The 25,843-nt window shown below is 69.6% G+C and carries 21 protein-coding genes, 1 tRNA gene and 3 pseudogenes; 14 read left to right on the top strand and 11 right to left on the bottom strand.

Features of this window, described 5'->3' with window-relative positions:
* Positions 1–86: 86 nt before the first annotated feature.
* Positions 87–2,198, top strand: coding sequence for a glycoside hydrolase family 2 protein (locus BM076_RS01685; RefSeq protein WP_093711478.1), 2,112 nt, complete (start codon positions 87–89; stop codon positions 2,196–2,198).
* A gap of 126 nt (positions 2,199–2,324) precedes the next feature.
* A pseudogene (locus tag BM076_RS37175) lies at positions 2,325–2,524 on the top strand (hypothetical protein); the annotation flags it as partial.
* Positions 2,525–2,955: 431 nt separating this feature from the next.
* Here BM076_RS37175 and BM076_RS36995 read toward each other — a convergent pair.
* Entirely contained in the window at positions 2,956–3,729 is a 774-nt protein-coding gene (locus BM076_RS36995) for a collagen-like domain-containing protein (protein WP_093711480.1), read from the bottom strand.
* 210 nt (positions 3,730–3,939) lie between these two features.
* Here BM076_RS36995 and BM076_RS37000 point away from each other — a divergent pair, with 210 nt between their 5' ends.
* Positions 3,940–4,809, top strand: coding sequence for a CPBP family intramembrane glutamic endopeptidase (locus BM076_RS37000; protein ID WP_093711481.1), 870 nt, complete (start codon positions 3,940–3,942; stop codon positions 4,807–4,809).
* Between the two features lie 65 nt (positions 4,810–4,874).
* The gene (locus BM076_RS01705) at positions 4,875–5,879 is read left to right on the top strand and encodes a YdcF family protein (RefSeq protein ID WP_093711482.1); all 1,005 of its coding nucleotides are present in this window, start codon (positions 4,875–4,877) and stop codon (positions 5,877–5,879) included.
* A 152-nt stretch (positions 5,880–6,031) separates the two neighbouring features.
* Here BM076_RS01705 and BM076_RS37890 read toward each other — a convergent pair whose 3' ends face one another.
* Together BM076_RS37890 and BM076_RS01710 are read right to left on the bottom strand one after the other, a co-directional pair.
* Positions 6,032–6,163, bottom strand: coding sequence for a hypothetical protein (locus BM076_RS37890; RefSeq protein ID WP_265737070.1), 132 nt, complete (start codon positions 6,161–6,163; stop codon positions 6,032–6,034).
* A 73-nt stretch (positions 6,164–6,236) separates the two neighbouring features.
* Positions 6,237–6,842 carry an alpha/beta hydrolase gene (locus tag BM076_RS01710; RefSeq protein WP_245795640.1) on the bottom strand — a complete coding sequence of 202 codons (606 nt, stop codon included), beginning with the start codon at positions 6,840–6,842 and terminating at the stop codon, positions 6,237–6,239.
* Positions 6,843–7,489: 647 nt separating this feature from the next.
* Between BM076_RS01710 and BM076_RS01720 the strand changes: the two genes are divergently transcribed.
* The 6 genes from BM076_RS01720 to BM076_RS01745 all read left to right on the top strand — a co-directional run bounded on the left by BM076_RS01720 (position 7,490) and on the right by BM076_RS01745 (position 14,636).
* The gene (locus BM076_RS01720) at positions 7,490–8,332 is read left to right on the top strand and encodes a polyphosphate polymerase domain-containing protein (protein ID WP_245795671.1); all 843 of its coding nucleotides are present in this window, start codon (positions 7,490–7,492) and stop codon (positions 8,330–8,332) included.
* Complete coding sequence (locus BM076_RS01725) at positions 8,329–9,006, top strand: DUF4956 domain-containing protein (protein WP_093711486.1); 678 nt, start codon at positions 8,329–8,331, stop codon at positions 9,004–9,006. The genes BM076_RS01720 and BM076_RS01725 overlap by 4 nt, the downstream gene beginning before the upstream one ends.
* Positions 9,006–10,736 (top strand): CotH kinase family protein, encoded by a 1,731-nt coding sequence (locus BM076_RS01730; RefSeq protein ID WP_093711487.1) that lies wholly within the window; start codon positions 9,006–9,008, stop codon positions 10,734–10,736. The genes BM076_RS01725 and BM076_RS01730 overlap by 1 nt, the downstream gene beginning before the upstream one ends.
* Before the next feature lie 157 nt (positions 10,737–10,893).
* Positions 10,894–11,646 carry a response regulator transcription factor gene (locus BM076_RS01735; RefSeq protein ID WP_245795641.1) on the top strand — a complete coding sequence of 251 codons (753 nt, stop codon included), beginning with the start codon at positions 10,894–10,896 and terminating at the stop codon, positions 11,644–11,646.
* Complete coding sequence (locus tag BM076_RS01740; RefSeq protein ID WP_093711489.1) at positions 11,643–13,304, top strand: sensor histidine kinase; 1,662 nt, start codon at positions 11,643–11,645, stop codon at positions 13,302–13,304. Before BM076_RS01735 ends, BM076_RS01740 begins: the two co-directional genes overlap by 4 nt.
* Positions 13,305–14,447: 1,143 nt before the next feature.
* Positions 14,448–14,636: a hypothetical protein gene (locus BM076_RS01745; RefSeq protein WP_143120495.1), complete on the top strand. Its 189-nt coding sequence runs from the start codon at positions 14,448–14,450 to the stop codon at positions 14,634–14,636.
* A gap of 261 nt (positions 14,637–14,897) precedes the next feature.
* On the opposite strand, the gene BM076_RS38130 is transcribed toward BM076_RS01745, so the two are convergent.
* The 3 genes from BM076_RS38130 to BM076_RS01760 all read right to left on the bottom strand — a co-directional run bounded on the left by BM076_RS38130 (position 14,898) and on the right by BM076_RS01760 (position 21,291).
* The gene (locus BM076_RS38130; protein WP_143120496.1) at positions 14,898–16,202 is read right to left on the bottom strand and encodes a GH25 family lysozyme; all 1,305 of its coding nucleotides are present in this window, start codon (positions 16,200–16,202) and stop codon (positions 14,898–14,900) included.
* A 203-nt stretch (positions 16,203–16,405) separates the two neighbouring features.
* Positions 16,406–19,633, bottom strand: coding sequence for a GH92 family glycosyl hydrolase (locus BM076_RS01755; protein ID WP_093711492.1), 3,228 nt, complete (start codon positions 19,631–19,633; stop codon positions 16,406–16,408).
* A 173-nt stretch (positions 19,634–19,806) separates the two neighbouring features.
* A complete protein-coding gene (locus BM076_RS01760; RefSeq protein WP_093711493.1) occupies positions 19,807–21,291 on the bottom strand; it encodes a glycoside hydrolase family 76 protein in 1,485 nt (494 codons plus the stop codon).
* A gap of 404 nt (positions 21,292–21,695) precedes the next feature.
* On the opposite strand from BM076_RS01760, the gene BM076_RS01765 reads away from it, so the two are divergent.
* The gene (locus tag BM076_RS01765) at positions 21,696–22,229 is read left to right on the top strand and encodes a VOC family protein (RefSeq protein ID WP_093711494.1); all 534 of its coding nucleotides are present in this window, start codon (positions 21,696–21,698) and stop codon (positions 22,227–22,229) included.
* A gap of 11 nt (positions 22,230–22,240) precedes the next feature.
* Here the strand turns inward: BM076_RS01765 and BM076_RS01770 are convergent, their stop codons facing one another.
* Both BM076_RS01770 and BM076_RS01775 read right to left on the bottom strand, forming a co-directional pair.
* Positions 22,241–22,657, bottom strand: a complete 417-nt coding sequence (locus tag BM076_RS01770; protein ID WP_093711495.1) for a DUF6262 family protein — start codon at positions 22,655–22,657, stop codon at positions 22,241–22,243.
* Positions 22,647–22,910 carry an integrase gene (locus BM076_RS01775; RefSeq protein ID WP_245795642.1) on the bottom strand — a complete coding sequence of 88 codons (264 nt, stop codon included), beginning with the start codon at positions 22,908–22,910 and terminating at the stop codon, positions 22,647–22,649. Before BM076_RS01775 ends, BM076_RS01770 begins: the two co-directional genes overlap by 11 nt.
* Positions 22,911–23,279: 369 nt before the next feature.
* On the opposite strand from BM076_RS01775, the gene BM076_RS01780 reads away from it, so the two are divergent.
* Positions 23,280–23,789, top strand: a complete 510-nt coding sequence (locus BM076_RS01780; protein ID WP_177246299.1) for a DinB family protein — start codon at positions 23,280–23,282, stop codon at positions 23,787–23,789.
* Between the two features lie 33 nt (positions 23,790–23,822).
* On the opposite strand, the pseudogene BM076_RS37190 reads toward BM076_RS01780, so the two are convergent.
* Positions 23,823–23,954: pseudogene (locus tag BM076_RS37190) on the bottom strand (IS630 family transposase); the annotation flags it as partial.
* On the opposite strand from BM076_RS37190, the pseudogene BM076_RS01785 reads away from it, so the two are divergent.
* Positions 23,930–24,184, top strand: a pseudogene (locus BM076_RS01785) (IS5/IS1182 family transposase); the annotation flags it as partial. The pseudogenes BM076_RS37190 and BM076_RS01785 sit on opposite strands and share 25 nt — an antisense overlap.
* A 103-nt stretch (positions 24,185–24,287) precedes the next feature.
* Here the strand turns inward: BM076_RS01785 and BM076_RS36380 are convergent.
* Together BM076_RS36380 and BM076_RS01790 are read right to left on the bottom strand one after the other, a co-directional pair.
* The gene (locus BM076_RS36380; protein WP_177246279.1) at positions 24,288–24,428 is read right to left on the bottom strand and encodes a hypothetical protein; all 141 of its coding nucleotides are present in this window, start codon (positions 24,426–24,428) and stop codon (positions 24,288–24,290) included.
* 647 nt (positions 24,429–25,075) lie between these two features.
* A tRNA-Pro gene (locus BM076_RS01790) sits at positions 25,076–25,149 on the bottom strand.
* A gap of 135 nt (positions 25,150–25,284) precedes the next feature.
* On the opposite strand from BM076_RS01790, the gene BM076_RS01795 reads away from it, so the two are divergent.
* Positions 25,285–25,839: a GNAT family N-acetyltransferase gene (locus BM076_RS01795; RefSeq protein WP_093711497.1), complete on the top strand. Its 555-nt coding sequence runs from the start codon at positions 25,285–25,287 to the stop codon at positions 25,837–25,839.
* The last annotated feature ends 4 nt before the right edge of the window (positions 25,840–25,843 follow it).

Consider the following 25,843-nt stretch of genomic DNA (forward strand, 5'->3'; position numbering starts at 1 on the left):
CTACGCCGGGTCGCGCTCCCCCCGGTGTGCCCCGCGGCGGATCATGTGGCCGCCTCCGGGCGTGCCCCCTGACGGGAAGGCATCGCATGAACGACTCCCTCAGCCGTCGACAACTGCTGGGCACCGCGGCGGGCGGTGTCCTCGCCACGTTCGCCGGGGGCGGCGCCGCGGCGGCGCAGTCGGCCGCCGCGCAGACGTACAGCCCACCGGTCCGGCGCACGTGGATCAGCCTCGACCCCGGCTGGCGGTTCACCAAGGGCGACGTCGCCGGCGCCCAGGCGCCCGGGTTCGACGACAGCGGCTGGCAATCGGTCAGCGTTCCGCACACCTGGAACGCGGCCGACGGTGGGGACGGGGGCGGCGACTACTACCGGGGCGTCGGCTGGTACCGCCGCCATGTGACACTGCCCGCCTCCATGGCGGGGAAGATGCTCTTCCTCCAGTTCGCCGGTGCCAACCAGGTCGCCGACGTGTGGATCGACGGCGTTCACATCGGCCAGCACCAGGGCGGCTACGCGCGCTTCAGGTTCGGGGTCACCGGAAGTCTCACGCCGGGCAAGGACAGCGTGATCGCGGTCAAAGTGACCAACGCGAGCAACGCCGACATCGCGCCGCTGAGTGCCGACTACACCTTCCAGGGCGGCATCTACCGCAACGTCAGCCTGTGGGCGGTCGACAAGCTCATGGTGCGGATGCTCGACTACGCGGGCCCCGGCCTCTACGTGCGACAGCGCAGCGTCACCGCGGCCTCGGCCACTGTCGACGTGACGGCGAGACTCTTCAACAACGACGTCACGAGCCGCTCGGTGACGGTACGCGCCGTCGTCACCGACGCCACCGGGACGATCGTGGCCGAGCGCGGCAGCGCGGCGCGGTCGATCGGAGCGAACACGGCGCTGGACGTGGTGCAGACCCTCACGGTGGCCGGCCCCCGGCGGTGGAACGGCGTCACGGATCCCTACCTGTACAGCGTCACCGTCGAGGTCAGGGACGCGGCCACCGGCTCGATCACCGACGTGGTCACCGAACCGCTCGGCCTGCGCAGCTTCGGGCTCGACGCCGCCACGGGGTTCTCGCTCAACGGCACCCGTCTGAGCCTGCACGGGGTGAACCTGCACCAGGACCGTGCCGGTGAGGGATGGGCGGTCAGCAACAACGACCACAGCCAGGACTACGCGCTGATCAAGGAACTCGGCGCCACCGCCGTACGGCTGGCCCACTACCAGCACGACCAGATGGAGTACAACCTCGCCGATGCCGCGGGGCTGGTGGTCTGGGCCGAAATCCCCCTGGTCAACTCGGTGACCAACTCGGCGGCGTTCACCGCCAGTACGCAGAATCAACTCCGGGAGCTGATCCGGCAGAACTACAACCATCCCTCGATCGTGTTCTGGGGCATCGGCAACGAGCAGAACACCGACGATGCCGCGACCAACGCGTTGCTGTCGAGCCTGGCGGCTCTCGCGGCGAGCGAGGACCCGGACCGCATCAGTACGTACGCCAACGACCTCGGCAACGATGCCGGGGTCGCCGGTCACGCCGATACCACGGGTTTCAACAAGTACTACGGCTGGTACACCGGCTCCGCGGCCGACCTGGGTACGTGGGCCGACAGCCTGCACACGGCAGAACCGGACCGGACCTTCGCGATCTCCGAGTACGGCGCGGGCGCGAACACCGCGCAGCACGCCCTCAATCCGGCGAGGCCGGTCCCGGGCGGCCCGTCCCACCCCGAGGAGTACCAGGCCATGCTCCACGAGGCGTCGTGGAAGCAGCTCGCCGCCAGGCCCTACATCTGGGGTTCGTTCGTGTGGACCATGTTCGACTTCGCCTCCGACGGCCGCAATGAGGGCGGTCAGCCCGGCATCAACGACAAGGGCCTCGTCACCCGGGACCGGGCCATCCGGAAGGACGCCTTCTACTGGTACAAGGCCAACTGGTCCACCGCCCCGGTCCTCCACCTCACCAGCCGCCGCTGGACCACGCGCACCGACGCGTCGACCGAGGTGAAGGTGTACTCCAACAGTACGGCGGTGACCGCCGCACTCAACGGTGTTCCCCTCGGCACGCTCACCGGAGCCGACCGGGTGTTCACCTGGACAGGTGTGACGCTGCGTCCCGGGGTGAACACCGTCACCGCGACCGCGGTCATCGACGGCGCGACGTACACGGACACGGTGACCTGGACCCTCACGTGACCCCGGCCCTGGGCCCGTCGCAGGCCGGGGCCGCCGTCTCGCGGCGCGGAGAACTCCGTGTGCGGCGCGGAGTCCTGGCACGTCCGCTACACCGGAGGCGGTCGCAGAGGTCGAGCCCCGGACGCGGCCGGGATCGTGGACTGGTCGGTGGCCAGCGTGGACTCCACGATCGTGCGGGCACACCAGCACGCCGCCGGAGCCAAAAAGGGGGCTGCGCGTCGGCCGGTCAGGCGCTCGGCCGTTCCCGGGGCGGGCTGAGCACCTACCTGGACGCCACCGGCTGGCAGCCGACGGTGTGCGACGGTGCCACGGCCGGTACGACCGGGAAGGGCCGGCCGATCAAAGCCCTCGACATAGCCTGGAGCGGTGGTGTCGGGGGTGGCGGCGGCACGCCGCGGATGGAAGTCGGCGGTTGGCAGACGGGCGTCTGGCCCTCGGTCAAGGACAACGCCGATCTCTACATGGGGACCACGGCCGGCAGCGATGCCATGTCGGGTTTCACGATCGGCGTCAAGGCGGGCACGATCTGTCAGACCGTTCACGTCCACAGCGTCGGCTGGATGAGCAAGCGCTGCACCACCCCGGGCAAATGGGTCTACGCGGGGACGAACGACCTCTCGCTCTGGACCGAGGCCGTCAGGTTCACGGTCTGAACCGGTGTAGGCCCGTCGCAGTACGCACCCGCGCGGTCGGCGCACGTGCTCGCCGCCGGTCCGCCGGGCCCGCCCGGCGGGCCCGGCGGGGTTGGCCTACGCTGTCATGCCGCGTGGGTGGGTGCGCAGCACGTGGCTACGACGATGTCGATGGGGGACGAGCCGCTGGGGTTGGCCACGTATCCGATGTACTGGTTCTTGTCGTTGGACGGGCCGACGAGTTCACCGCCGGAGGCGTAGGCGGGAGAGGTGCCCTTGATCTTCACGTTCCCGCTGGTGGCGCGTGAATGGGCGGGGCAGATCTTTCCCGGGTAGGCCTTGTTCACGGTGCCGCCGGGGACGGTGTACTCCTGGTAGACGCCGAACACATACCCGACGCCTTGTGTGGCCGGGTCTCCCTTGGGTCCGGTGTCGCCCTTCGGTCCGGCGGGTCCGGTGGCTCCGGTGTCGCCCTTGGGTCCGGTGTCGCCCTTCTCGCCCTTGGGTCCGGCGGGTCCGGCGGGGCCTGTGTCGCCCTTCGGCCCCTGGGGGCCCTTGTCGCCCTTGTCGCCTTTCGGTCCCTTGGGGCCGGGCGGTCCGGGCAGCGGCTTGGGCGCGTTGCAGGGCTGCACGGGACCGCTGGTCGTGAGATAGCGCCCGCTCATCCAGCCCTTGCCGACCTTGAACCACTGGTCGTGACCCTGCACGACCTGCCCGGTGGCGCTGCACCGCACCGCAACGCGGGCGCCCGGCGGGTACACGCGCAGCGACGCGGAGGCACTGGTCGGCCGCTCGCGCAGATGCTGGCCGATCCGGGAGACGACACGCCCCGTGCCGGTGGCGGCGGCCTCGACCGTCCGGGCCGCGCGCGTGGATCCCGCGGCGGCTGGAGCGGCCACTGCCGCTGCCGCGAGGCTTCGTGTTGGGGACGGGGTGCCCTTCGAGGACGGTGCTGGTCCGTACGGATCGTGCGTGTGTCCTCTGCGGTGCACAGGACACCGCTCGTAGCTCTTCCGGTTCGTCCCGGAATGCCGTGACCGACCGGCCGTGTGACAGTGACCCGTGTATCGGCCATCGGAAATCCGGATCGCTGGGAGAGGTGCGTGTCCATGACGGTGACGGCCGGCAGGAAGCCCTTGCTCGCGTCCTCGGCGGACGCCGGCCGGCAGCCGGGTCCGCTGCGGGCCGTACTGGTGGCAGCGGTGTGTCTGGCGGTGGGTCAGGCGCTGGGGTGGTGGGTGGTGCGGGAGACGGGCCTGCGGTCCGACTCCCACGGCGCGAACGCCGTCTTCAACGTCGTGGCGTTCGCGCCGACCGCCCTCCTGCTGGTCCTGTGGGTGACGCGGTGGGAGCGCCGACCCTTCGCGAGCCTGGGCTTCCGCGGGCCGCGCGGGCTGCGCCGGGCCGTGGTCGGAGTGATCACGGCGATCGCCGGCCTGCTCGTACTGAACCTCGCTGTGTCCGCGGTCGGCGGTGGCGGTGACTCGGGGTCGGGTGCGACCGCGACCGCGGTTCAGGCCGCCTTCCTGCTCGCGTCCTTCGCCGTCCAGGCCCCCACCGAGGAGTTGCTGTTCCGCGGCTATCTGCTGCCCGCCTTGGGCCATCGGTGGGGAGCGACGGGCGGGGTGCTGTTCAGTTCGGCCCTCTTCGGCGCGGTACACCTGGTCAACGCCGGCGCGACCCCGCAGTACGCCCTGCTCACCTTCCTGCTCGGCCTGTGCCTGGCGTACTGGGCCCTGGCGGACGGCAGCCTGTGGCGGCCGGCCGCGTTCCACACCGTCTGGAACTGGGCTCCCAGCGCGCTCTCCTCGGGTGACACCACCGAGAACGGGAACGGGGCCAAGGGCCTGGACGGCCCCACCGTCACCGCGGCGGCGCTGGTCCTGCTGCTCATCGCGGCGACCGCCCTGTGGTCGTACCGCAGGGCGCGTCGGCGGCCGATGGCGGCCGGCGCCGACGCCGTCGCCCCCGGTCACTGACCGCCGGCTTGTCTTCAGGCCGCGGCGCCGTCGTATTCCTGTGCATTCCGGCCCGGAGGATCCGCATGAAGTCGGCTGTGGCGTTCATTCCCACCGTGCTGTTCGCGCTGGCGCTGGCGTACAGCGTCCGGCAGGACCGCAGGATGTTCCGGAACGCGGTGCTCCTGGGACTGGTGGTCTTCAGCGTCGGCGTCGCGCTTCCCGTCGCGCTTCCCGCCCATCGCGCCGAACCGCTGGTCGTCGGATACTTCCTGCTGGTCGCTTCCGGCGGCGTGGCGCTGGCCGTTCTCCTGACGGCCAACGGCGTGACCATGATCCGCAAGGAGGGCCGCCGGGCCGCCAACCTGCTGTCGCTGCTGCTCGGCCTGGCCATCGCCGCCCTGTTCGTCCTTCTGGGCCATCTCGTGGAGAGGGGGGAATCCGCCGCGTCCGCGACAGCGGGCGCCCTTGTGCTGGTGGGGGCGTACGTGTCGTTCCTCTTCACCTGTTTCCTGGGATACGCCTTCCTGTACGGGCGGATCCGGGTGCGCGCTCCCGTCGACTACGTACTGATGCTGGGATGCGGGCTGCTCGGCGGCGAACGCGTCTCCCCCCTGCTGGCTTCACGGCTGCGGAAGGGAATGGAGGTGTACGAGCGGCAGACCCGCGAGGGCTGGCCCGCCCCGGTCATGCTCACCTCCGGCGGTCAGGGACCGGACGAACTGCTCCCGGAGAGCGAGGCCATGGCGCGCTGGCTGGTGGACCACGGCATCCCCGCCACGCACGTGCGCCAGGAGAACCGTTCGCGCACCACGGAGCAGAATCTGCGCTACAGCCGGGAGATCATGATCGCGGACGATCCCGACTACACCTGCGTCGTCGTCACCAACAACTTCCACGCCTTCCGTGCCGCCGTCACCGCGCGCCGGGCCGGTGTACGGGGACAGGTGACCGGTTCCGCAACGGCCCGCTACTACTGGCCCAGCGCCACCATCCGCGAGTTCATCGCCATCGTGTGGGAACACCGCGTCGCCAACGCCGCCATGGCCGCACTGCTCACCGCCGCCGCCGTATACCTCGCCGTACCGTAACCCCCCCCGCCGCGAGCGCGGACCGCGCGCCGAGCCGTACCCCACTCAGGGGAATCCGTAGGACAGGTGTTTCGCGGCCGAGGGGAGGCGCCGCAGGCTTCGACGGGACGGAAGGAGAGAGGAAGTCCGTCCTTCGTCCCCTGCTCCGCCGGTCACGGACCGGCTGCCACGTCACCTCCCGGCGGCCAGGGGGAGTGCGCGTGGGTGTCGATCAGAGGGGTCTCCGCGCTCTGGGCGCGTCCGCTCCGCCCGAGCGCGCCGCTGTGCGGCTCGCGCGCGCTCATGCGAGGAATCCCTTGAGGGCGGTGGCGAGGGCATCGGGGCGGTGCTGCGGGATGATGTGGCCCGAGTCCCCGATCACCAGGCCCGCACGTCGTCCGCGATGGGCTGGATCTGCCGGTGGGTGGCCTCACCTACCGTCGCGCCGCCGATCGTCAGCGTCGGGGTCACCCACCGCGCCCGCCCGGCCGCCTTGGCGATCTGTCGGGCGCTGTCAGGGAAGGCGCGGTAGTACGCGAAGGCCGCCGACAGGGCTTCGCGCCCGCGGTAGGCCTCGTGGACGGCGGCGCGGAACGGTCCGGTCACGCCGTCGCCGAGTGTGCCGCCGCGCAGGAAGAAGTCGAGGTACTCGGGCTCGTGCCCGTGCAGGACGCGCTCGCCCAGCCCGGGCACCGCGTGAAAGCCGAACCACCACGGCGGTCCGCCGCGCAGGAACTCCTCCACACCGGGCAGGTCACCGACCAGGCCCTCCATCAGCACCAGCCGCCGAATCCGGTCAGGTCGGGCGATGCCGGCCATGAACGCCACCGGCGTACCGAGGTCGATGCCGACCATGTCGGCCCGCTCGATCTCCAGTGCGTCGAGCACGCCGAGCACATCGGCCGCGACTGCGCCCGCTGTATATCCCGCGCTCGGAGCGGCCGACGCGCCCAGGCCCGGAAGGTCCGGCGCGATCACCGTCATGTTCTCGGCGAGAGCGGGAAAGACCGGCTCCCAGATCCGCCACGCGCCCGGACGCCGTGGTATCCCGGCTCCGGCGCGGTGAGGTTGGCTGATGGCGCTGACCGGTCCCCTCCCGCGGTGGACCGGCGCCGCGGGACGGCCCTTCCCGGTCCCGGAAGCCGTCGGGTGTGTGAGGAGCCGCTCGTGCCCATCGGCGAGGGCGCGCGATCCCTCTCGTCAGTGGGCCGTGGCGTCCTGACGTTGCAGCAGTACGGCGACCCGGACGTCGCGGACCCGGGTGAGGTGGTCCCGCATGAGTTCGCGGCGCCGCCGGCGCCGCGACCGCTGAAACCCGGGTCTCGGCCGTCGCTCTTCCTCCACTTTCCGGCCACCTGAAAGCCTCCTGGAATCCTCCCAGTATTCTCATGCGGCCCTCATGTTCCCTTGGTTCCGTGTGCGAATCCGGTTCGGTCCGCAGCACATGAGCAGGGAGTCGCATGGTGTTCCGTTCCAAGTCAGCCACCGCGCGGGCAGGTCGGAGTGGTGCGAGCCGGGGCCTGGCGGTCCCGGCGGACGGCAGCGGAGAGCTGCCGGATCGCCAGGCAGCGGATGAGGAGCAGCCGGTTGTGGGACCGCCGGGAGAAGCGCGGCCGGACGAGCCGCTGCATGTGGCCAGCCGGCTTCACGCGTTCAACCGGTTCGAGCTGAAGTACCTGGTTCCGGTCGAGCAGGCGGCTGAGATCCGTGACGAGTTGGCCGAGCGGATGGACCGCGATCTGCACAGCCCGGTGGGTGGCTACGGCGTGTGGAGTCTGTACTACGACACGCCCCAGCTTCGCTTCTACTGGGAGAAGATCGACGGTCTGAAGTTCCGTCGCAAGCTGCGCATCCGCTACTACGGCGACCTCGACGGGATCACCGACGACTCGCCGACCTGCGTGGAGATCAAGCAGCGCGTCAACAGGGTCACGCAGAAGCGCCGCATCACCCTTCCCTACGGTGCGGCCCGCCGGCTTTGCGACGACCGGGAGATGGTCGACCATTCGGCGGGAGAGAGTGCTTTCATCCAGGAGGTTCTGGAACTGAGCGTGCGGCTGAACCTGCGGCCCACCGTGATCACCGGGTACCAGCGCGAGGCCCTGGTCGGACGGCATGCCGACACCGGTCTGCGGGTCACCTTCGACCGGCGGATCCGTGGCCGGGACCGGGACCTCCACTTCGGGATCAACGGCCCGGAGAACCGGTTCACGATGCCGCCGCACCTGTCGGTCATGGAGATCAAGGTCAACGAGCGCACTCCGCACTGGATCACCGACCTGACCGCCCGGCGCAACCTCAACCTCATCCGGGTCTCTAAATACGTCCAGGCCGTCGAGGCGTTCGGCCTGGCCCCGCGCTCGATCTTCCACGTCAACGACGAGGACCATCCGGCGCCCACCCCCACAGACGAGCAGCCGCGCCAGCGGCGGCCGACGCAGAGCGATGCGTCATTGAAGGTAGGAGCACAGTGAACTTCGATCTCCAGGAACTCAGCGGCACGTTCAGCGTGGCCGACGTCGCGGCGGCGATGGTGTTGTCGTTCGTCCTGTCGACGCTGATCGGCTACGTGTACCGCTATACGCATCGCAACGTCTCGTACAGTCAGTCCTACGTGCAGACCCTGGTCATCGTGGGCATGATCGTTGCCCTGATCATGCTGGTGGTCGGTTCCAACCTGGCCAGGGCGTTCTCACTGGTCGGCGCGCTCTCGGTGGTCCGCTTCCGTAACGCGGTCAAGGAGACCAGGGACGTCGGCTTCATCTTCCTGGCCATGTCGATCGGTATGGCGTGCGGCGCCCGCTTCTACACGCTGGCAGCGGTCGGCGCCGTGGTGATCTGCGTCGTGATCGTCGTGATGTTCCAGTTCAACTGGTTCGCACTCAACGTGCAGCGGCAGGTCGTCAAGGTCCAGGTCCCGGCCGGGGACGACTACACCCCGCAGATCCGGGACGTGCTGATCAAGTACACCAGCGAGTTCGAGCTGGTGAGCACCGAGTCCATTCGGGGCGGAGCCCTCAGCGAGGTGTTCTACATGGTGCGCCTCAAAGCGGGTGCGGAGCCCGGCGACCTGGTCAGCGCGCTGCAGGAACGGACGTCCGGCCAGCGCGTCACGGTACTGACCGGTTATGACACCACGGACCTGTGATGAGCGGCCCTGTGACGAACGGTGAGGCCGCCGCGAGGCGCGATCGGCGGCTGCGGGACCGGCTCCCCGTCCGGCTGCGCCACCACTGGAAGCCGGCGGCCGCGCTGAGCGTCGGGCTCGCCGCGATGGTCGCCCTCCTGGGCAACACACGGGTGACTCCGTATGTCACGTCGACCTCGCGGGTCGAGGGCGACCCCATCACGGACAATGTCCGCGGAGACAAGGGCCTGTTCGACGCCTCCGTCGCTCACTCGATCCAGCTCACCTACAAGCAGACCGACTTCGACAAGATGATGAAGGACTTCAAGAAGGACGGGACAAAGGACTACATCGAGGCCGATCTCGTCATCGACGGGGTCTATCTCAACGACGTCGGTATCCGGCTGAAGGGCAACTCCACGCTGTCGTCGCTGAGCGGCGGGGGCGTGCCCGGAGGGTTCGGGAAGCGCCCCGGTGGGGCAGGAGGGGCTCTGCCCGGTGCGCCCGGCGGAGGAGACGGGACCGGCGGCCAGGGCGCGGCGGCGGGCGGCGGCCCCGGTGCCCGGACCGCCGCGGGCCAGCCGGGTGGCGGAACGGGCGTCGGCGGGGGAGCCCCGGGCGGCATGGTCCAGTACAACCTGTCCGCGAAGAAGCCCGAGGAGCTGCCCTGGCTGGTCAAGATCGACGAGTTCGTCACAGGCCGCGCCTACCAGGGCCAGCGGGAGCTTTCGCTGCGCCCCGGCAGCAACGGCCAGGTCCCGTTGAACGAGGCGCTGTCCCTGTCGCTCACCCGAGCCGGCGGACAGGAGGCGGAGAAGTACGGCTTCACCACGTTGAAGATCAACAACCGGCCCGTGACCACTCGCCTCATGGTCCAGGCACCCGACACCGACTACGCCGACTCCGTCTCCGACGGCAACGGCGTGTTGTACAAGGCGAAGGCAAGCGGCACCTTCGCCTACCGCGGTGACGACCCCAGTAAGTACGACAGCTCGTTCGAGCAGCTCAACAAGTTGGGCAGCCAGGACCTCGAACCGCTGATCAAGCTCATCAAGTGGGCGAACAAGGCGTCGGACAAGGAGTTCGCCAAGGACCTCCACAAGTACGTCGACGTCGATTCGCTGGCGGCGTACATCGCCTCTCAGAACCTGCTGCTGAACTCGGACGACATGAGCGGCCCCGGCAAGAATTACCTGCTGTGGTACGACCTGGACACGAAGAAGTTCTCCGTCCTGGGCTGGGACTACAACCTCACCTTCGGCGGGGACGCGACGGCCGGGCCGAAGGACTCGGTGGGCATGGGCGGCGGGATGCCGGGCGGCATGCCGGGTGGCATGCCCCAGGAGATGCCGCAGGGCGCGCCCTCAGGAATGCCGGAAGGCGCGCCCGGCGGTGCGGCGGCCGGCGGACAGGGCGGTGGTAACGGCCAGACGGTGCCCGGCGGAGCGATGCCCGGCCGGGCAGGCGGCGCCGGCGGCAAGGGCGGCCCGGGAGGGATGGCGCAGCAGGTGCTCAAGACCAAGTTCCTGGCGTCGGAAACCTTCGACGGCGTCTACATGAAGGCGTATCGGGAGCTGTACCAGAAGTTCTACGGGTCGGGCTCGGCGAAGGAGGAGTTGAACGCCATCGCGCAGCAGGCGCGTGCGGCGGGCGCCGATCCGAAGACGCTGGGCACCGCGGTGTCGCAGTTGGAGAAGACCATCACCGAGCGCGCCGACGCCCTGGCCAAGAACAAGCAGGTGACCGGTTGACGACTCCGGCATCCTGGGCCGCCCCGCGTCCGGGGGCACGCCCGGAATGCCGGAGCAACCGTACCCGCTTCCGTCAGCGGCGTCTGAGCCTGCCATCGCACCGCCACCGGGAACCGCTCGTGCGGTTCTGCCCATCCGTAGCTTGAGGTGCCAGAAAGTGATCGGCCCGAACGCACGCTCACGCCCGCCCGCGGGCGGGCACACCGTCCTGGTGGTGGAGGACGACGCCAGCATCCGCACATTGCTCACGTCTGCGCTCAGCGCGGCGGGTTACGCCGTGGCGAGCGCGGGCGGCGGGCAGGAGGGCATGTTCGAGGCGGGCAGTCGCAGACCCGATCTGATCGTGCTCGACGTCATGCTGCCCGACACCGACGGCTTCCGCTTCACCCGTGAGCTGCGCGCGCAGGGCGTCTACACACCGGTGCTGTTCCTCACCGCCCGTACCGGGGTCGAGGACCGCATCATCGGCCTCAGCTCCGGCGGCGACGACTACGTCACCAAGCCCTTCCACGTCCAGGAGGTGCTGCTGCGTGTCAGGGCCATCCTGCGCCGCAGCGGAGCGGCCGCCTCGCCCGTCGGCGCGCGCCCGCTCCTGCAGTACGCCGACCTCGTCCTGGACGAGAGCACTCGTGAAGTCCGGCGCGGCGACTGCCTGTTGAAGCTGTCACCGACCGAGTTCCGGTTGCTTGCCTGCCTGCTGGCCCGCCCCGAGCGGGTGCTGGAGAAGGCGGAGATCCTCCAACAGGTCTGGCAGTACGACTTCTCCGGCGACACCCGCATCGTCGACAGCTACATCAAGAACCTGCGCCGGAAGGTCGACCGATCCGCGCCGCCGCTGATCCACACGGTCCGCGGGGTGGGGTACTGCCTGCGGGTGCCGCGTGACGAGACCGGCGCGGCGCCGCGATGAGGTGCCCACGCCCAAGGCTGCCGGGCCGTCTCCGGCTTTCCGCCACGCGGCTTCGACGCCCGCGCTTCCTCCCGGAGCGTCTTCCGCGTCCGCGTTCGCTGCGCAGCCGCCTGGTCCTGATCGCCGGCCTGCTGGCCACCAGCGCGGTCCTGCTCTGCCAGCTCGCCGGCCTGGCGGTGCTGCGCGGCTGGCTCACCGACCAGGTGGACAACCGGCTCTCCCAGTTCCGCCCACCGGCCGGGGTCTACACCGACCTTGCCGAGCACGGAACGCTGCGGCCGCCGAGCGTGGACAACGCACTGCCGTCGGACTACCGCGTCTTCTTCTACGACGGCACCGGCCGTCTTCTGCCCACCACCTTGGGCAGCGGTGACGGCGCCGGGCCGAAACTGCCCCGGCGGGCAGCCGAACTGCACCTGACCGCCGGGCGTCCCAGCACCGTTCCGGCGAAAGACGGCGCCGGCGGCGCTGGATGGAGGGTGATCTCCTACACCGGACCTGACCGTATGCGCACCGTGGTCGCGCTGCCGCTGAGCACCGTCGACGGCGCGACGACCAAACTCCTGTGGCTCAGCCTCGGGCTAGGCGTGGCCGTCGCCGTCGGGGTGATCGCTCTCGGAAACGGTGCGGTCCGCTTGGGACTGCGTCCGCTCACCCGCGTCGAGCGCACCGCCCAGCAGATCACCGAGGGCGCTCTGGAGCTCAACGTCCCCGTGACCGACCCGGACACCGAGGTCGGCCGGCTCGGTCTCGCCCTCAACACCATGCTCGACCGTCTGCGCACCTCCCTGCACCGCACGGCGAGCTCCGAACAGCAGTTGCGCCGCTTTCTCGCGGACGCCGGCCACGAACTGCGCACCCCGCTCACCGCGATCCAGGGCTTCGCCGAACTCCTCCTCGACGAGGCCGACATGCCGCCACGGCGGCGCTGGGAGGCGCACGCCCTGATCGCCCACAACGCCGAACGCATGAGCCGCCTCGTCGACGACCTGTTCCTCCTCGCCAAGCTCGGCGACACCCCTGCAACGTACCGCGAACCCGTCGACCTGCTCTCCGCGGCGGCCGACGCCATCGCCACCACCGCGATCCGCCACCCTCAGCACGCCATCACCCTGGAACCACTCACGGACCGTCCCGCCGACGCCGAACGCGATCTCGACATCATCGAGACCCCGGGCGACCCGCACCAGTTGGCCCAGGTACTGGGCAACCTGCTGTCCAACGCCTGCGTGCACACGCCCGCCGGCACTCGTGTCTCCGTCCGGGTCGGCGCCTCCCGCACCCGCACCGCAGCCACATGCGGGAGCGGACCGCCGCTGCCGCCGGGCACCCCCGTATGCGTGGTCGAGGTCACCGACGACGGCCCCGGCATCAGCGCGGACGAAGCCCCTAACGTCTTCGACCGCTTCTACCGCGCGACCCCGCTCGGTGGGTCCGCCACACCGGACTTCGGCGCCGTCCCGGGGGCCGGACCCGGAACGGATCCCGGCTCAGGACTCGGGCTCGCCATCGCCTCCGCGATCGCGGCAGCACACGGCGGCCGTCTCGAACTGGACAACCGCCCCGGCGAAGGCTGCACCTTCCGCCTGCTCCTGCCCGACACGGCCACCGCCTCGCCGGACACCCACGGGCCGTGGGACCGTCCCAGCCGCCTGTGAGCCCAACTCCGGGAGGCCGTAGGCCCTCACGCCCGTGGCAGGGGGCTTTCGGCCCGCGGTGACACGGCGGAGAGCACGGCGGGTGGGCAGCGGACGCCCGGCAGGACGAGGACGCCCGCCATTCCGCGGACTGGCATGAGCCCGTCCCCCTCCCGCCGGCCTTGGGGGAGACGCCCCGCCGCGTCGGGTTGGCCCGAGAGGGCGTGACAGGAGAACCGCCCTCTCGTGACCGGCGCCGAGCCCGCTGGGCCCGGCCCGGCTCTCGGACCGGAACGCCGCACTTCCAGCCGCGAGTACGAGGCGCGGATCGTGGCCGAGTACGGCGTCGCGCCGAAGAACGAGAGGGGTGCGACCGTGTGCCGGCCGACCGGGCGCTTCCGGGCGGCCCACTTCCGTCGGCCGCGGCCGACGCCATGGCCGGGCCCCGCTCGCCGCAGGTTCAGCCCTCGGCTCTGACGGCCGACGGGCGGGCTGCGATAGCGGAGTTGATGAACCACGAAGTACATGGCCGGCTGTGGCGGACGGTTCGACAGCCCCGCCGAGCAGGGGAACCCGCGCCATGAACCCCATGGCGTCACGACCATCTCATCGCATGTGAAATCCTCCGGTCCCCGTACCTGCCGTCCAACTCCGTATGACCCCGTTCGATCAGTGGCATGTGCCGCTCGTCGCGGAGTCGGCGGGCCGCGCGGTGTGGCTCTGGCCGCGCGGCCGCCATTGCGTCAGGACCAGACTCGGACGTAGTCCACGTACATGTCGGCCTCGTTCTCCTGCTGGCTCAGGTCGATCGGCCACCCCGATCCCATGGCCAGGTCGAGCATGAAGAAGAGCGGCTTCTTGGCGGAAGCGTCGGCCGGGGTAGTAGCTGTGGACCGCGGCCCCGTCGATGTGATGGTGTTGCCGTGACCCGGACACCGTAGGTGTGCCAGGTGCGGCCGGCGTCGGTGGTGTGGTCTTCCGGCCGCCGCGCCGCGCGGCCACGACCCGGACACGAAGACGGCGAGACGGAGGGTGCCGCGCGCGTACGGGCCGGGGGAGGTGCGACGCGCCCATGACGTGTGCGGTCCGGTGGCCGGGGAGGCGACGAAGAACGCGGTCTCGCTTCTCGCCCTGTCCCGGTTGCCGTCTTCGCGCGGAGTGAAAGTGGGGGACGAGTCCAGGATCAGCCGCACCAGCGACGGCTCGTACCGGGCCGCGGACCTCCACGTACGGAACGTGCTCGTGCGCGTCCACTACAGCCGGTGGGGCAGTCCTTCCCCGGCGGCTCTGGAGGAGTCCGCCGTGGACGCTTCCCGCGCTGTCCTGACCGATCTGGGCGATCGCTCGCCTTGAGCGGGCGGCATACGGTCCGGCGCGGACTGCCGCGCAGGGACTCGGAGCTGATGCGGAGTTCCCGGGCGACGGCGGTGGCCGTCTTCCCCGAGGCATCGGTCCAACGGGAGTGCGGGACAGTCCTCGGGCGATCTCTCGTGCGCGCGCCGCTTCTGGCGGCGGACGGGGAAATGCCCTGCCGTACGGGCGCGGAACACGGACGGGGCCGTGGCGCGCGGTGCGCGGCACGGCCCCGGTGGGGGGATGCTCCGGGGGTCCGGGTCAGGAGCCGACGAGGGCCTTCCAGGTGTTGGGGCCGACGATGCCGTCCACGGTGAGGCTGTGGGCGGACTGGAAGGAACGGACCGCCGAGTCGGTGGCCGGGCCGAAGGCGCCGTCGACCGTCAACGAGGAGCCGTGCGCGTTGAGTTCGCGCTGGACGGCCGAGACGGCCGAGCCGGAACTGCCGTTGCGGACGGTGATGATCAGCGAGCTCCAGGTGTTGGGGCCGACGATGCCGTCCACGGTGAGGCTGTGGGCGGACTGGTACGTGCGGACCGCTGAGTTGGTGGCCGGGCCGAAGGCGCCGTCGACCGTCAACGAGGAGCCGTGCGCGTTCAGCAGGTACTGGACGGCCCGGACGGCCTCACCGGACTGGCCCTGCTTGACGGTCGGCCAGTCGGCGGAGGGCGGCGGAGGCGGGGGAGTGCCACCGGTGCCTTTGGCGAAGGCGGTGAGGTCGGCGGCCGAACCGTTGAAGGTGTTCTGGTCGCCGGGGAAGGTGCCGGAGTCGGCGTACTGCCAGATCGACTGGGCGGACCAGCCTGCCGGGAGGGTGCCGACACCGCTGGCGTAGCGGGCGACCCACAGCGGATTGGTCGCGCCGAAGCCGCTGGTGTTGCCGGTGCAGGTGGTCCACCAGTCCGTGGTGGTGTAAATGGCCGGGTAGCGGCCGGTCTTGGCGTGCACCTCGTCGCTGAAGCTCTTGATCCAGGCCACCATGGCGCTCTGGCTCAGGCCGTAGCAGGTGGCGCCGTAGGGGTTGTACTCGATGTCCAGCGCGGGCGGCAGGGTCTTGCCGTCGGCGGACCAGCCGCCGCCGTGGGCGACGAAGTAGTCGGCCTGGGCGGCGCCCGTGGAGTTGTTCGGGATCGCGAAGTGGTAGGCGCCACGGACCAGTCCGGCGTTGTAGGCGCCGTCGTACTGCCCGCTGAACGATGAACTCGTGTACGTGGTGCCCTCGGTGGCCTTCACGTAGGCGAAGGTCGCGCCCGCGCTGCGGACCGACGCCCAGTCGACCGTGCCCTGCCAGCCGCTGACGTCGAGGCCGGGCAGACCGGAGACCGCGGCGGTGGTGACGGACGACGAACTCTCGGGCGTCAGGCCCGCGGCGGCGGCCTTCCTCTGGATTCCGGCGCCGGCGAAGTCGGCGTTCGGGTGGGTGATGGCGGTGGGGGCGGGGCCGGAACTCCGCGGCGCGGCGGCGCCGGCGGGGCCCGCTGCCAGGAGCATCAGGGCGCCTGCGGTGAGGGGAACAGCGATGCCGAGCAGGCGGCGGCCGAATCTGCTGGTCGAGGGCATGGGCATCCCTTGGAAGTATATTGACGCGGACATGTCATGGACAATGTTACGCGCGTAGCGTGTTCCAGGGAAAGGCTTCCCCGGGCGAACGTCCGGTGAACGTCCAGACCGGGAAAGCCGTTTCGGTACCTCTGGGATCCCCCGTCCGAGGCGGGAGCCGCGCGCCGTGCCGGACCCGCCGTCCGACAGGTCCGGCACGGCGCGGGTGATCAGCCCAGCCCGATGGCGAAGACGTGCAGGCTCGTGTTGTCTGGCAGCGTCACGCTCTTGAGGTGCTTGCCCGTCGGCACGGTGAACGGTGTCGTCGCGAACACGTACGCCGCCACCCCGGTCTTGTCCCGCTCGTTGCGGTGATCGGTCTTGGCCACAAGCGAGTTGCCGAGCACCGGATCGGTTCCCTTGCCCGGCAGGGTCCAGTCGCCGAACGACAGGTCGGCCGTCGCGGTCGTCCCGTCGGTGAACGTCACCTGGGCGGTGCCCTGCTGGTCGCCGTTGGTGGCCGAGCCGACGAACAGCAGTCGCGAGGCGTCCGCCGCGCCGTCACCGAGGTCGATCCTCTGGCCGTGGGCGGCGACGTTGTCAGGCCGGCCGGACGGGGCGTCCGGCCAGGTGAAGGAGGTGCCCGACGCCTTCATGGTGGCACCGCTGTCCAGTCCGGCCGCCGCCAGTGCCTCACGGGAGTAGCTGCTGCCGCCGCCGTCGAAGTCCGCCGACGCGCGGTCGCTGTCGGGCGAGACGCCTACGTTGTCGTACCCCGCCTGGAGGCTGTTCTCCGCGGCCACCAGCACGGTGGCCGTCGTGGTCACGGTCGATCCGCCGCCGACGCCCGCCTTCACCGTCAGCGGGATGTCGTAGTACCCGCCGGGAGTACTGCTCGCGGCCCGGACGGTCAGCGCCACCGTGCCCGCCCCGGTGGCCCGGTCGAGCCGCACCCGGCCGCCGGACGGGGTGACGGTGAGACCGGCGGGAGCCTTGGCGGTGACGCTGGCACTGTGCGCCCCGGCCAGGCGCTGGACGTGAACGGTGAGCTGCGCGCCGTCGCCGCCCGGTGCGACCGTGGACTGGTTCGGGGTCGCGGTGGCCAGGATGTTCTTCTCGCCGGTCCGATACGAGGGCGCGGCGTCCTTCGAGGACGCCGCCCAATGGGTGTCCGGCGTGTCGGACAGGGAGAAGTCCAGGACACCGCCTGTGGCCGTCACCGAAGCGGGCAGGTAACTATGCTTCCAACTCGACCCGTTGAGGGCCAGCCGGTGGACATATGGCGTGCCGGCCGACGCCTTCGGCGCGCGGATGTCCAAGTCCTGTCCGTTGCCCGGCAGATCGATCACCGCGCGGGTGAACAGCGGGCTGTGGACGGCAAGATCGGCCGTACCCGGAGTCGCCGGGTACACGCCGAGCGCCGCCCACACGTACCACGAGGACTGCGCGCCCAGGTCGTCGTTACCGGGTTCGCCGTCCGGGGTCGGGCTGAACAGGGACGTGGCGATCGACCGCACCGTGCGCTGCGTCTTCCACGGCTGGCCCACGTGGTTGTAGACCCATGGCACACCGAAGTTGATCTCGTTGCCCGCCCACATGTACGGCACGTTGGGGCCGGCGTTGAGTTCGCCGAAGAAGGCGTCGAGCCGGTCGGCCGCCGCGGACTCGCCGCCCATCGAGGTGATCAGGCCCGCCACGTTCTGCGGGACGAGCCAGTTGTACTGCGCGGCGTTGCCCTCGTCGTACCCGTCCTGGCCGAACGAGCCGTCCGCGGGCGCCTGGAAGCCGGTCTTGTCGGGGAACCGGCCGTCCTCGCCGCGCGGTTCGAGGTAGCCGCTCGCGGGGTCGAGGATGTTCTGCCAGTTCTGGCCGCGCCGCGCGAACTCGGCGGCGATGGATTTCTGTCCGGCCGCCCGTGCCAGTTGCGAGATGGCGAAGTCGTCGATGGCCCACTCCAGCGTCTCCGACGCGCCGGTGTGACCGTGGTCGGCGAGGGAGGCGTCGTTGTTGGGGGCGTAGCCCCGCTCGACGTAGTCGGCGACTCCCGGCCTCTCCTGGTACGCGCCTGGAGTGGTGTCCACCGAAGTGGCGCCTTTGACCAGGTACTTCAGCGCCGTCTTCAGGTCGAAGTCGCGGGCGCCGTACGCGTAGAGGTTGGCGATCAGCGGCACCGAGTTGTCGCCGGTCATCTGCCCCGTGGTGGAGTTGGCCAGTGGCCAGCGCGGCCACCATCCGCCCTGCACCGCGTCGTTCACGAGTGACTGGGCCATGTCGCTCGCCTGCCGGGGGAACAGCATCGCCTGGAGCGGGGCCAGTGAGCGGTAGGTGTCCCAGTCGGAGAAGTTGGTGTACTGGGCGTGTCCCTTGGGCAGTGTGCGCACCTTGCCGTCGAAGCCGATGTAGCGGCCGTCCGCGTCGTTGAAGGTGTTCGGGTGCATCAACGAGTGGTAGAGCGCCGTGTAGAACGTCTTGAGTTCGTCGGTGTCCTTGCCCGCGACCCGAACCTTGCGCAGCGCGGCCGTCCACTCGGCGCGGGTCTGTTCGCGCAATGCTTCCAGGTCCCAACCGGGCACCTCGGCAGCCATGTTGGCGAGGGCGCCGGCCACCGAGACGTACGACATCGAGACTTTCGCGCGGACGGTGCGGGCCCCGCCGTCACCGAAGGTGAGGTAGGCGCCCGCGTGCGCGCCGTCCGCCGACGACGAGTCCTCGTTCACCGTCGAGCCGTCCCAGGTGCCGTGCGCGGTGAACGGCTGGTCGAACTCGATCGCGTAGTGGACGGTGTACTCGTTGCCCTTGTCGCAGAAATTGCCCGTGGTCACCGATCCGGTGACCTCGCGGTCGCCGACGATCCGCACGTCGGCGTCCTTGTCGCCGTTGAGGCTGCCGCCGCTCTTGACCAGCAACTGGGCCGAGGCCGCGTTCGCGGGGAAGGTGAAGGAAGCCAGGCCGGTACGGGTGGCGGCCGTCAGTTCCGCCTGTACACCGGACGCGTCCAGGGTCACGGCGTAATAGCCGGGATCGGCCGTCTCACCGGTGTGGGTGAAGTGCTCGGTCAGATCCCAGGGGTGGTCGCCCACGGCGCCGGTGATCGGCAGGATCGGTACGTCCCCGAAGGCCCGGCAGCCGACCGAGGCGTGATCGACGCTGAAGCCGCGGATCTGGTCGTCGTGGTACTGGTACCCGGCGTAGGAGTTCGAGGTGTCCGGCGAGAACTGCATCATGCCGAACGGGGTGGCGGGACCGGGGAAGTTGTTGATCTCGCCCACGGTCGAGCCGCCACGGCCGGTGCCGATGAGGGGATCGACGTACGCGGCCGGGTCGGCGACCAGGCCGGTGCTGGAGGAGGTTGCGGTGGACAACGTTGTCAGAGCCGATGACGGCCCAGCCGCCACCATGGCGAGCACGGCGCCGAGCCCTGCTGCCACGGTGGCGCGTGCCACTCTTCGTCGGTTCATGCGGGTGCTCCTGAAACTGTCGAGGGTTGAGGGGCGGGAGTTGAGGGCCGGGGCGGTCGCAGCGGTCGGCTGTCGGTGGGGGCCGGGGCAGGGGAGCCTTCCGAAGGGTCCTTGAAAGGGTCCTTGAGGAGGGTTCTTGACCGGTGGCGAAATGCCGTGCCCGGCCCGGCGGTTCAGCTCTCGGCGGCGTTCAGCAGGTCGACCGCGCTGTGCTGGCAGCCGTTTCCGGTGCCGGTGTAGTCGCCCGCCCAGTGCGGGCCGTACTGCGCCAGCGTGTTGCGGTCCTTGGCCTTGAGGGTGGCGGCCTGTCCGTCGAGGTAGTCGCTGTACGGGTGATCGCTCAACTCCTTGTTGAGGATGCCCAGTCCGCGGATGTACTCGCCCTTGAACGAGTCCCCGTTGGACACGCACCCGGTGCCGTCCGGCTCGTAGGGCTCGTGCAGTGTGCCGCCCGGGTTGAGGTAGGAGGAGGATGTGGACGCGTCGGCCAGGGTACGGGCCGCGGTCAGCAACGAGTCGTCACCGGTGGCCCGGTGCAGTTCGGCGAGTCCGCCGAGGATGACGCCCTGGTTGTACGTCCAGGTGACCTGGTTGTTGTTGACGCAGCCGCTGGCGAGGCCGTCGTTGATCGTGTTCCCGGAGTTGATCATCCCGCTGTCCTTGAACCACGACCACTCGTCCTCGGCCCGCTGGAGATACGTGGTGTCGCCGCTGATCCGGTTGTGCAGCGCCGCGGTGAGCTGGAGGTACAGCTCGTTGCTGATCGCGTTCTTGTAGTCGGAGTTGGTGCTCCAGACCACTCCGCCGCCGCAGGTGGAACTGTCCCACATGGTGGCGATGTGGTCGGCGTCCGCCTTCGCGGTGTCCAGGTAACGGGTGTCCCCGGTGACGTCGTACGCGTCGACCCAGGCCAGTCCCCACCAGCCGGTGTCGTCCGCGTACTCGTTGCGGAAGTCGCCCCCCTGGGCGGACTTGAGTTTGTCGTATGTCGTGGAGATCGCGTACTTGTAGCTCGTCATGCCACTGGTACGCACGTTGTCGATGATCGAGGTGAGCGCGGTCGCCGAGGTCCACCAGCCGTTGAACTCGCCGGTGCCCTTGTCGTAGTCCATCATCAGCGCGGTCGCGGCGGCGGTGCTGTCGCTCCAGGCGTTGCGGTTGACCCGGGCCCATCCCGTGCAGACGGTGATGGACGCGCCGTTGGTACGGGCACAGGCGCGGAGGGCCCCGACGCCGGCGTTGTTCCAGTCGTCGACGTTGTACATCTGGCTGCGCCAACCGGCGCTGCCCGTCGGCGTCCAGGTGTCACCCAGCTTGCTGCCGTCGTCCCAGCTCCTGCCGCCGTCGTAGGACCGGTCGAGCCAGAGTTCGTCGCCCGTCGAGCTGCTGTCTATGGAGGCCCAGCCCATGACATCGTTGTCGGACAAATGCAGGGTGATAGTGCGGCCGTTGCTGGTGGCGGTGACCGCCGACCGGTCGCTGGTGGCGTGGCTCGGGTCGCGCGCATCGCAATAGATGTCGCACACCGATGAGTTGGCCGCGCGCGCGGCGGGGGCCAGGCCGACGACGGAGCCGATCAGCGCCAGGACGCCGAGCGCGGCCGGGACCACTCGGCGACGCGGTCGCGCCGTGGCGGCGGGCTGCGGTGTTGGGGGCATGCTCCTTCTTCCTTCGGGATGAGGCGGGCTGTGCCGGGGTGTGCTTCGCGTGCGAGGTGTGCGATGCAACGGTGCGAAGCGGAACACTGGTGTCAGGAAAGCCCATTGGGCTGGGGACATGTCAATGGTTTCGGCGGAACAGAATGATCGAAGCCGATCCGAGGGCGGCTCGTACGGATCGTCGAGCGGTCCGTGGGAGCGACTTGGGAATGTGGACCATGTGGGGCAGGCGCCGACGGACCCCGGGGGGGCGACCGACAAGAAATGCCAGGTCACGGTCACGATCCAGAGTCTCCACCGGACTCGGAACGGTTCAGTCCGAGTTCGTGGCTGTCTAGGACAGGATCAGACCTGTCTCGTACCTATCGTTGTTGTCCGCAACCGACTTCAGCGAAAGGACCGCGATGCCCGAGCAGACCAGCGCCGCGCCGGAGGGCTATACCGCCGTTGCGCCCTGGGTCGTCACCGACGACACGGGGGCCTTCCTCGACTTCGTCACCCAGGCGTTTGGTGGTGAGGAACTCGGGCGGGTGTCGACCGAGGACGGCTTGATCGGTCACGCTGAGATCCGAGTCGGCGACACCGTGGTGTTGGCCTTCGACCGACACGCGGACTGGCCGACCATGCCGAGTCTGCTGCGTGTTTTCGTCGCCGATGCGGACGAGGCGTTCTCGCAAGCCGTCACAGCCGGAGGCCATGTCGTCACTCCTTTGGCGGACAACGCTTTCGGACAGCGCGGAGGGCGTATCAGGGACCCCTTCGGCAACATCTGGTGGGTGGTCAGCCGCATTGAGGACGTTCCTGAGGACGAGATGTGGAAGCGGCTGCAGGAGCCGGTGTATGCCGAGGCCATGCGTGTGGCTCAGGCGACACTCGACGCCGAGCTCAGCGGTCGACGTCACGGACGCAGCAGCGCGCCTGTCGAAACAACCAGCTGACGGGTTCACGGTCAAGATCGCCGCCCTGCTCGCGGCGGTCCGGTAAGAGCCGTCGCGGTGCGTTGTTCCCCGAGCGCACGGGAAAGTCGGTCACGGAGTTGTCGGTTCTCCTCGGAGAGCTGCCGGACGCGGGCGTTCGCTGCTTCGAGGCGTCGAATCAGGGAAGCGTCGGAGGTGCGCTGCCGTGCGGGAACCGAGGAGTCTGGGCCGCGACGGTGTGCTGTCCGTAGGCGCTCGATCTCCGCGCGCAGGTCCGGCTGGGTATAGAGCCACGAACGGGACACATCGGCCTGTTTCGCGATGCTCTCGAAGGTGACCGGCTCGCCCGCTGCGTCGAGGGTGCGGAGGGCCTGGACGGCCTTGGCGCGGGTGTACTCGCCGCGGCGGCGGGCGGCGTCGATGATGTGCTGGTTGTTGTCAGCTCGCATCGGCGGTTGCCTCCGCCTGTCCCGGGTCAGATTCCAGACCGGTGATGATCTTCTCCAGGTTTCCGAGGACCTGGCGGTTCGTCTCGACTGCGCGCGCCTGGCCGCGGGCCTCGGCGGCGGAGACGATCTGCAGCAGTTGCTGTCGTTGTTCTCGGTGCTGCGGCAGGAACTCGGGGGCGGTGACGAACATCGGGCATGTCAGGCAGGCGTTGGCATGCCGACAGACTATGCCTTCGCCGCCTCCCAACTTCATTCTCCAATGATCAGCAAGGGGTGCTCGCCAGCTGGGTAGCAGTGCCGTCGCCTCGGTCAGGGCCTCAGCGAGGTCGAACGTCAATGCCGGGCCAGTCCGTGGGTCTTCGCTCCGCTTGTGGCCGGCGTGACCCTGCTCGCTGCCTTCGTTGGGGGAGGAACCACGCGGCTAGTGCTGTGACCGCGAAGGTTCGCCGGGTTGCTGGGGCTGTCCTTGATCGCTGTCCAACCGGCGGCACGTGGTACGTCTCCAGCGAAGTGTTGTCGTGTTTCCGGTGTAGCGTCCGGGCCGAAGTCGGGTTGATGTTCTGCGGTTGACGGAGGCGGGCGGATGACGAGTACGGCAGGCGTCGGAGGACAAGCGCGGCTGGTGAACGCCGAACTCGACGCGCTCAAGGGTGCCCTGGACCACCAGCGCGCGCACGTTCTCGGGATCCTCGAAGGGCTCTCGGAGGATGATCTGCGGCGGCCGGTGTTGCCCAGCGGTTGGAGCTGCCTGGCCTTGCTGCGCCACCTCACCCTGGATGTCGAACGTTTCTGGTTCCCCGGGGTGATCGCGGGCGAGCCGGATGTGGCTGGGCAACTCGCGGCAGGGGCGGAGGCGCACTGGTACGTACCCGAGGGGATGACCAGCGGCGAGGTCTTCTCCGACTATCGGGCGGCCATCGCCCGCGCGGACGCGGTACTCGCCGCTGCCGGCCTGGAGCAGGAGCCCGCCGCGTGGCCCGTGGAGATCTGGCCGACCTGGCGGCTGCCTGACGTGCGGCACATCGTGATCCATGTGCTCACCGAAGTCGCCTGCCATTGTGGCCACTTGGACGCGGCACGCGAACTCATTGACGGCACCACCTGGCTCGGCGGCAACCCTTACGCCGGATAGTCCTGTGACCGAGTGAGGTTCGTCGGGTCGTCGGGCCGCAACAGCGAGCGGGCGTCCGCCCCATCGGATGCCCCTTTGGCTTCGGACGCGGGCGCGTTCTTTGCGTTCGGCGGCCAGGACATCGTGGTGGCGGGCATTGGCGTTGCGCCGGCGCAGGTAGGCGTGACCACCTGCGCCGATGGCTCGCCCAGCGCGGCGTCTGCCACCGCATCGCCCGCAGAGGCATCGAGTCCTCCCAGCGCCTGGGACGCCACCGCTGGGTGGTGGAACGCACCGTGTCCTGGCCGGCCGGTTGCCGCCGGCTCCACCGCCGCTACGAACGCAAAGCCGAACACTTCCTCGCCTTCGCCGGGATCGCCGCAGCCCTCATCTGCATACGTCGGCTGAACAGGTGAGGGGGGCCAACAAGGGACTCAGTCGGCGAGCAGCGCGCAACCGACGATCGCTTCCAAGCGAGAGAGGAGAACTGGCGTGAGATCTTCCAGACCTCTGTCCTGGTCACGTACCTCGATCGTCACCCCAGGCCACACTGACCACGCAGCTGCGCGCAGGCAGAACCTCCAGCAGCCAGAATTTGATCTTCAATACCTGCTCTTCATTGAGCTCAAGGCTGTCGTCCTGCGCGATGAGTCGGATCACTCAGACACAGTAAAACGCCAAAGGAAACGGCGTCTTAGCAGTATGGGTTGCTGCTGAAGACCCGGGTGTCTTCCAGACTGACTCAGCGGCTGGCGACACCGGCGCCCACGCGGATCCGCCGCCCGACAAGTCGACCAGTTTTGCGGAAAGGGTGCCGGCCGCCGCCGATAATACGGACACTCCCTGGACATATGTCGTGAGATCGTGCCCTTGACGGCGTGATCAATGTATCCGAATGCCCCTGCTCCGCTCGAATGAAGGGCAGTTGCGGCCGTACGGAAGGTGCCGGAAGTCCGCACGGCCACGCAGTGCCGTTGGTCCGCTCACAGCAGACACGGCGGAATGGGTCTGAGGTCATGAGGTCGCGGCAACCCTCAGCCACCACCTGGCCGGCGTTCCTGGACTTCCCTCGCCGTCCTCCGGCATGTCCGCGACCCTGCGCAGACCGTAGGAGCCGGACAACTCCGCACTCGGCTGAAGGAATCGTGGTCCCCGGCGGAATCGCGCTGACCTGCGGTTTTTCCGTAGTCGTGGTCCCCAGGTGGTCCCAAGGGTCGTGACGCCCCATCACATGGAAACGGTTGCCGACAAGGCGAAGGGCCCGCTGACCTGGCCAAATGCCAGTCCAGCGGGCCCTTCGTGCACCGTCGGGACGACAGGATTTGAACCTGCGACCCCTTGACCCCCAGTCAAGTGCGCTACCAAACTGCGCCACGTCCCGGTGCTCGGTCGGTCGGGGCGGGCCCCGGTGACCTTGCACGAGAACGATACCGCACCTCCGGGGGTGTTTGTGCGCACAGGTGGGTGGGCGGGTATTCGGTTGCGGGCGGGCGGGGCGGGTGGATAGGAAGCTCGCATGCTTCGAGGCGGCAAGGTCGGGCTGCGGGCCCGGCACGAGGAAGACATCCCGGTCCTGCGGGCCGAGCTGTACAACGACGTGGTCAACTCCTCGCGGGCGGAGAGCGGGCCGTGGCGGCCGGTGGCGCCCGGGGCGAAGGATCCGCGGCTCGTGGTGGACGACAACAAGGAGCAGGGGAGCGTTCCCTTCTCCGTGGTGGAGCTGGCGGGCGGCACTCTTGTGGGGACGGCGACGCTGTGGGGGATCGACACCCACAACCGGTCGGCGCACCTCGGTCTGGGGCTGCGGCCGGCCGCCCGCGGCAAGGGCTACGGCACGGATGTGGTGGCGGTGCTGTGCCACTACGGCTTCGTGGTGCGCGGCCTGCACCGGCTGCAGATCGAGACCCTCGCGGACAATGCCGCGATGCTGCGCTCGGCCGAGCGCAACGGCTTCGTCCGCGAGGGTGTGCTGCGCGGCGCGGGCTGGGTGATGGGGGAATTCCTCGACGAGGTCGTGCTCGGACTGCTCGCCGAGGAGTGGAAGCCCGCCCCGGGGGACGCCGCGGGCTGAGGCG

Origin of the sequence: Actinacidiphila alni (assembly GCF_900112845.1) — a bacterium.
GTDB classification, from domain to species: domain Bacteria; phylum Actinomycetota; class Actinomycetes; order Streptomycetales; family Streptomycetaceae; genus Actinacidiphila; species Actinacidiphila alni.

Coding starts and splice junctions, on each gene's coding strand:
- BM076_RS01755 (WP_093711492.1), bottom strand. CDS start 19,633: ATGAACCGACGAAGAGTGGCACGCGCCACCGTGGCAGCAGGGCTCGGC.
- BM076_RS37000 (WP_093711481.1), top strand. CDS start 3,940: ATGACGGTGACGGCCGGCAGGAAGCCCTTGCTCGCGTCCTCGGCGGAC.
- BM076_RS01795 (WP_093711497.1), top strand. CDS start 25,285: ATGCTTCGAGGCGGCAAGGTCGGGCTGCGGGCCCGGCACGAGGAAGAC.
- BM076_RS01775 (WP_245795642.1), bottom strand. CDS start 22,910: ATGAAGTTGGGAGGCGGCGAAGGCATAGTCTGTCGGCATGCCAACGCC.
- BM076_RS01765 (WP_093711494.1), top strand. CDS start 21,696: ATGCCCGAGCAGACCAGCGCCGCGCCGGAGGGCTATACCGCCGTTGCG.
- BM076_RS01760 (WP_093711493.1), bottom strand. CDS start 21,291: ATGCCCCCAACACCGCAGCCCGCCGCCACGGCGCGACCGCGTCGCCGA.
- BM076_RS01705 (WP_093711482.1), top strand. CDS start 4,875: ATGAAGTCGGCTGTGGCGTTCATTCCCACCGTGCTGTTCGCGCTGGCG.
- BM076_RS01685 (WP_093711478.1), top strand. CDS start 87: ATGAACGACTCCCTCAGCCGTCGACAACTGCTGGGCACCGCGGCGGGC.
- BM076_RS37890 (WP_265737070.1), bottom strand. CDS start 6,163: ATGAGCGCGCGCGAGCCGCACAGCGGCGCGCTCGGGCGGAGCGGACGC.
- BM076_RS01710 (WP_245795640.1), bottom strand. CDS start 6,842: ATGACGGTGATCGCGCCGGACCTTCCGGGCCTGGGCGCGTCGGCCGCT.
- BM076_RS38130 (WP_143120496.1), bottom strand. CDS start 16,202: ATGCCCATGCCCTCGACCAGCAGATTCGGCCGCCGCCTGCTCGGCATC.
- BM076_RS01770 (WP_093711495.1), bottom strand. CDS start 22,657: ATGCGAGCTGACAACAACCAGCACATCATCGACGCCGCCCGCCGCCGC.
- BM076_RS01740 (WP_093711489.1), top strand. CDS start 11,643: ATGAGGTGCCCACGCCCAAGGCTGCCGGGCCGTCTCCGGCTTTCCGCC.
- BM076_RS01730 (WP_093711487.1), top strand. CDS start 9,006: ATGAGCGGCCCTGTGACGAACGGTGAGGCCGCCGCGAGGCGCGATCGG.